This window comes from Armatimonadota bacterium (genome assembly GCA_017993055.1).
In the GTDB taxonomy this organism is placed as follows: Bacteria; Armatimonadota; UBA5829; order DTJY01; family DTJY01; genus JAGONM01.
The window spans coordinates 40,036-46,211 of sequence record JAGONM010000030.1; the positions used below are offsets into that span (position 1 = coordinate 40,036).

Sequence of the window (6,176 nt, forward strand, 5' to 3'; positions counted from 1 at the left end):
GCATCAATGAAAGTGGCCGGCGCGGAGGCCGGCCACTGCACGTTGGAAGACCGCAATCATGCAGTCTCTAGCTGATCGCTTCCTCGGTCTCCTTGTCGAAGAGGTGAGTCTTCTCCATGTCGAGGATAATGTCCATCTCCTGGAGTTCCTTCGCCTTCGTGTCGGCGTCAATGGTGGCGACCAGCGAGTGCGGGCCGCAGGTCAGGTACATGGTCACGATGGAGCCCATGGGCTCGATGACGTCAACCATCACCTTGACCGTGTTCTCTTCAGTCGGGGTCACGAGCGAGGCGATGTTCTTGTCGAACATGTCCTCCGGCCGGACGCCGAAGACGACCGGCTTGCCGACGTAGGAGTCGAACCGGGCGCCGTCCTTGTCCTTCGGTATCATGACTTTGAAGCAACCGGCGTCAACGACGTACCTGTCGCCTTCCTTCTGCAGGGTCGCGTCGAGGAAGTTCATGGACGGCGTGCCGATGAATCCCGCGACGAACATGTTGACCGGCTTGTTGTAGAGGCCGAGCGGCGTGTCAACCTGCTGCACCAGGCCGTCGCGCATGACCACGATCCGATCGCCCATCGTCATCGCCTCGACCTGGTCGTGCGTGACGTAGATCGTAGTGATGCCGAGGCGGCGGTGGAGCTTGATCAGCTCGGCGCGCGTCTGCACGCGGAGCTTGGCGTCGAGGTTCGAGAGCGGCTCATCCATAAGGAAGACCTTCGGCTCGCGGACTATCGCCCGCCCGAGGGCGACTCTCTGCCTCTGACCGCCGGAGAGCTGCTTCGGCTTGCGGTCGAGAAGATCGCCGAGGCCGAGAAGCTGGCCGGCTTCCTGCACGCGGCGCTTGATCTCCTCCCTCGGAAACTTGCGGAGCTTGAGGCCGAACGCCATGTTGTCGAAGACGCTCATATGAGGGTAGAGCGCGTAGTTCTGGAAGACCATGGCTATGTCGCGGTCCTTCGGGGAGACATCGTTCACCAGGCGGTCGCCGATCAGGATCTCGCCGCCGGTGGCCTCCTCGAGGCCGGCCACCATCCGGAGGCATGTGGTCTTTCCGCACCCGGAAGGCCCGACGAGGACGAGAAACTCCTTGTCCTCTATTTCCAGGCTCACGTTATTCACTGCCACGACGTTCTTGAAAGTCTTGGTCAGGTTCCTCAGTGTCACACCAGCCATGTGTACGGATCCTCCTAGTGCTGTACCGACTTGTCGCCGCTAGTCCCGAACGCTATGGCAGGCGCTTTGCGTTGGGCCGGCGGGTCGCCCGATGCGAGCGCAGGCAAGGCCTGCGCGTCATGTCGGGAACCTGGGTCGGAGATTACGCCCACCGTCGAAGATTATAGCCTCACGCAATCCGCCGTGTCAACAAATGTTTTCCGGAGCCTAGAGGTGAGGCGAGATTTTGGCCATGATTCCGGCCTTGGGCATCATGCCGATCAACTGCTCCACGATGTCGCCGTTCTTGAAGAGGATGAGCGTAGGGATGCTCATGATGCCGTACTTCGCGGCGACCGACGGCGCCTTGTCGGTGTCCAGCTTGACGACTTTCAGCTTGCCGGCGTTCTCCTCCGCGATTTCGTCCACGGTAGGCGCGAGCGCTCTGCAGGGACCGCACCATTCGGCCCAGAAATCAACGAGTACGGGAATCTCGGACTGAAGCACTTCCTTCTCGAAGTTGTCGGCGGTGACCGCTTGGGCGTTGCTCATTGTAGACTCCTCCTGAACTACCGATCCCGTGCGCCGGGCGGTTGAAGCTCATTGTATTGCAGACCCTGGGGCTTGTCAAGGAATGGGAAGAATGGAGTACGCTGAGATCGAATATCGATGCTTCGCTTGGTTGACAAATTGCCTGCTCACTGGTCATATTGACAGGTAGACACTGCCACTGTGTTCGGCTAACGCTGAGATTGGGTATATATACCTGGATAGTCAGCGCTAGGCATCGCATCGAACAGGAGGACTCAAATGAATCTACGACAGATGTGCAAATTCTCGATGATTGTGTGTTGTGCCATGTTGTCGTTCGCGGCTGCCGCGCATGATGCAATTGCGGCAACCTACGACCTTCCAGTCGTCAGCACAGCGACGCTCATTGTCAGCCAACAAAACTACAGCAGGCTGGGAGAGCCAGGTGTGCCGCATGAGCTTCTTCTCAACCCTCAGAGTCTTCAGTTCGGCTATGATGCGGCAACCGATCTGGTGTACGAGAGTGTTATCGTGTTTGATAGAGCCGAACTCGCGCCCTACTCCGCGGCCGCAGGATGGGTTGATCTTCACCTGACATCAGTATCGATGCCTACGACTAACGGCGGGTATGGCATGTGGAAGCTGGAACAGCCCCATGATGCCGTTGCAGATCTGTCTGATTTCCTCGGACAGCGTCTCTTCTTTTGTGAGGACGTCTGCGCACCGTATGGGGCTGAGTACTCCGCCTACGTCGACATGCTGTCGGCTCCGGAAGGATACGAGGCCTGGATATTGAGTTCGTTTGGCTCCACAACCCCCGCTATCGTTGCAGGCGTAGGCAGCAGTATTGACCCGGGAGGACCACACATGGTGTTACATGTCATCCCTGAGCCATCTTCACTGGTGTGTCTGGGCCTGGCGCTCTCGTCGTTAGCAGGTTCCGCCGCGTCGATGAGAAGGAGGGGCAGGAAATGAGCGATGGACTCACCATTGCATGCGCACGGCATGAGAAGAGAGATCGGCAGCATGCTTTCCTCAGAGGACGGTCACTGCGAGATCTCCTCTTTCTGGTGATCTGTGTTGTCGTGCTGTCAGCAGGTGCGCTGGCAGAAGACGACATCATCGACTCGGCGGCTGGGGGCATTGCGCCGCGTGCGTTGGCCGCCGTGCCTAGCCCGGTGATCACTTGCCCACCGGCTGGCTACAGGGTTCTGCCAGCATTTCCGCGCTTCTTCTGGTCATACGGGTGCGTTCCTACCGCTGGGGCCATGTTGGTCGGCTACTATGACAATGCGGGCTTTCCATGCATGTTCAGAAACGCTGACGATAGTGATGCTCTTTGCCCGACAGGCAACTACCCAAACGACAATGGTATCTTCCTGAAGTCCGGTGATGCTAGGAACAAGTACCCATCCCGTTGCTCGCTCAGCGCCACGGAGCAAGGTGTCCTCGGGCGGGAGACGTTCGGCCATGTCGACGACTACTACGTGGCGGAGTACAGCACGGAGGACCCTTACTACAGTAATACGCCGCCGATAGGCCCCAGATGGACCCCGCACACGACTGACGACTGTGTGGCGGACTTCATGGGAACGAACATCTCACGCTTTCGGGGCCAGGTGGACGGCAGCTCCATGATCAGTTTCAGCGCGCTGGATGGGGCCATCAAGAGGTTCCTTCCTCCCAGATATCCATACACAAATCCTAGCAGTACACCCTACGCATATATTGATGCTATATATGGGCTGAGTGACTATATAGTACGCTTTGCCGGCTACCACTGTACAACTAGGACGGCTGGAGATCAGACGCAGTTCGATAGCGTCGCGGATTATTATAGCAGGACGGTTAAGGGTTACAAGAACGACGACAATGGTGTGACGGAGGAGGATATCGCGAATGAGATCGATGCTGGTCGGCCAGTCATCGCCACAGCAGTCATGTTGAACTCCGCGAACCAGGAAACGACGGGACGCCACTCGTTCCCGATCTTTGGCTACAAATGGGTGACTGAACAAGGGCAAGAGCGCCTGTGGATGCTGGCCTATGATACTTGGTATGAGGACGCAGCCACTGGGACCAGTTATCGGACAATCAAGTTTCAAACGCCCGATGAGGCTGAGTACAATGTGGGCGGTCCCAGTTTCACTCGTGAGTCTGACGGACATAAGTGGAAGATCTACGGCTTCTCTTTCCTGAACATCAACAACAATGCGAGATGTCCCGTGCCACTGGGAACGAATGACAGCCCGAGCGGCACGTACGAGGATGAGTTCGATGTGGAGTTCTCCCTGCCGGGCAACTCACGCGTGCACTATGACGCCAAGGCGCCGACCCCTGCGTCCCCATATGTGGCACTCGATGGGAACGGCGACGGAAGCCTGACTATCGACCACGACTGCACGATCAACTTCCGGACCTACCGCGACGCCACACCGCCGGACGGCTACCTGGCAAGCGATGTGGTGAGCCGCGTATACTCGGTGTTCTCCGCCAATAAGAATCCCAAGCGCTGTGCCGACAGCACCAGCGTCACCCTGGTAAACGGCATCGTGACCTATGTGGTAGACAGTGATACCTTCTACCTCGAAGAGCGCGACCGCAGGTTATTCGGGATCAGAGTGAGCAAGGCAAACCATGGCTTGTCTGTCGGCGACGAGGTGTCCGTCGTCGTCGGTTCGATTCTCACGGATACCAACTCAGAGCGCTACATCAGCGCCACATCGCTATCCACCACAACGCCGACTGCGACGATCGACCCGCTCCTGGTTACCTGTGGGGTAGCGGGCGGCGGCGACTACCTGCCGGAGGGTGGATCGGGCACGGGCTACGGTCAACTCGGGGTCACCGGCGGGCATGGTATCAACACCGTAGGGCTGCTCGTCAGCCTGATCGGAACAGTGAGCCGCATCGGCTCGAACACCGTCACCGTCGACGACGGAAGCGCGGTTGTTGACGCAGACGACTATGCCGGGGTAGAGGTGTCCGCCAGTTCGGTGCCACAGGGCCTGGCGGTCGGCGACCCGGTTGTTGTCGAAGGCATCTGCAGCTTGCGAGCGCAGACGGGTACCGGAGACTTCTTCCCTCTGGTCCTGGCGACGAGCGTCACGGAAACGACGGCATCGATGGTCACGTCCGCGGATCCGGATGGACCGGTCAACATGTCATGGAACCTGCTCTCTCTGCCGGCGGTTCCGGAGGACCCTGACCCCGCCGATCTGTTCGACGAGTGCCCTGACTCTATTGCCGGCGGGAACCTGTACCGCTGGGACAACCCCGTCCAGAGCCTGTTTGCCTATGATAGCTGGACCCCCGACGAGTTTGGCAATCTGTTGATTGGCACGGGTTACTGGCTGAACATCTGCGAAACGGACGAGAATCAGATATCCTATTCAGCGATCACCGACAATGACGATAGGGACGCGCTCATCAGTCTGCCATCGGCTGGGTGGGGAATCATCGGGTGCCCGTTCAGCTACCAAGTAAGCTTCGGCGATGTGCGGGTCACGGACGGCACGTATAGTCGAACGGTTGAAGAGGCTCGGGGCGACGGAATGCTGAGCACTCTCATGTACTGGTGGAGCAGCTCGACACAAAGCTTGCATGACGCGGGGCTCGAAGACGATTATGCGGCCTCAACAGCTCTTGACCCCTGGCACGGCTACTGGATCAACACGTTCAGAGATGATCTAGCCTTGATCGTACCCCATTCTGCGGAATAGGACGAGGGCCCAGGTCACACGGGAACGCGGTGTCTGGGCAGCATCTCCCCGAATCTGATATAATCAGGGCAGATCAGCAGCAGGTACGCGGGCAGCGGAGAGTGTCGTTGCCCGCGTTTTCGCCCTTAGGAGACTGACGTGAAGGTAGGAATCATCGGGCTGCCGGCGACCGGCAAGACAACCCTGTTCAACGCGCTCACCCACGGCGAGGCCCCCGTCACCGAGTTCAGCGGCAAGCGGTCGGAGGCTAACATCGGGACGATCACCGTACCCGATGCGCGGTTCGACCACATCGTCCAGGTCTGCAAGCCGAAGAAGGTCAGCCCGGCGCACATCGAGGTCATAGACGGCGCGGCGCCGATCGGGGTGGAGACGCAGAGAGGTTTCGGCACCGACTTCTTCACCGGCATCCGGGCCGTCGAGGCGCTGATCCACGTCGTACGCGCGTTCGAGACCGCCTCTCACCCCGCACCCGAGAACGGGCTCGATCCCCTGCGCGACGTCCGCAAGGTGAACGACGAACTGATGCTCGCCGACCTCACGCTGGTCGAGACGCGGATTGAGCGCATCGAGAAGGGCCTGCACGGCAAGAAGATCATCCCCGGCAGTCCGCAAACGATGGAGCTGGAACTGATGCAGAAGATCAGAGACCAGCTCGAGAACGAAAAGCCGCTCAAGGAACTCGACCTGTCGAACGACGAGGTCAAGATGATCCGCAGCTTCGACTTCCTTACTCTGAAGCCGATGATCATCGTCGCCAACGTCGG

At 59.0% G+C, this 6,176-nt stretch carries 5 protein-coding genes; 3 read left to right on the forward strand and 2 right to left on the reverse strand.

Annotated features, from left to right (window positions below; all coding sequences use genetic code 11):
• Positions 1-67: 67 nt before the first annotated feature.
• Together ugpC and trxA are read right to left on the reverse strand one after the other, a co-directional pair.
• Complete coding sequence (gene ugpC / locus KBC96_11550) at positions 68-1,177, reverse strand: sn-glycerol-3-phosphate ABC transporter ATP-binding protein UgpC (protein MBP6965031.1); 1,110 nt, start codon at positions 1,175-1,177, stop codon at positions 68-70.
• Between the two features lie 207 nt (positions 1,178-1,384).
• Positions 1,385-1,708, reverse strand: coding sequence for a thioredoxin (trxA, locus tag KBC96_11555; protein MBP6965032.1), 324 nt, complete (start codon positions 1,706-1,708; stop codon positions 1,385-1,387).
• A 258-nt stretch (positions 1,709-1,966) separates the two neighbouring features.
• Between trxA and KBC96_11560 the strand changes: the two genes are divergently transcribed.
• From KBC96_11560 to KBC96_11570, 3 genes are all read left to right on the forward strand, one after another.
• A complete protein-coding gene (locus KBC96_11560; GenBank protein MBP6965033.1) occupies positions 1,967-2,662 on the forward strand; it encodes a PEP-CTERM sorting domain-containing protein in 696 nt (231 codons plus the stop codon).
• A complete protein-coding gene (locus KBC96_11565; protein ID MBP6965034.1) occupies positions 2,659-5,409 on the forward strand; it encodes a hypothetical protein in 2,751 nt (916 codons plus the stop codon). The genes KBC96_11560 and KBC96_11565 overlap by 4 nt, the downstream gene beginning before the upstream one ends.
• A 138-nt stretch (positions 5,410-5,547) precedes the next feature.
• The coding region (locus KBC96_11570; GenBank protein MBP6965035.1) for a 50S ribosome-binding GTPase at positions 5,548-6,176 on the forward strand (629 nt) is incomplete at its 3' end.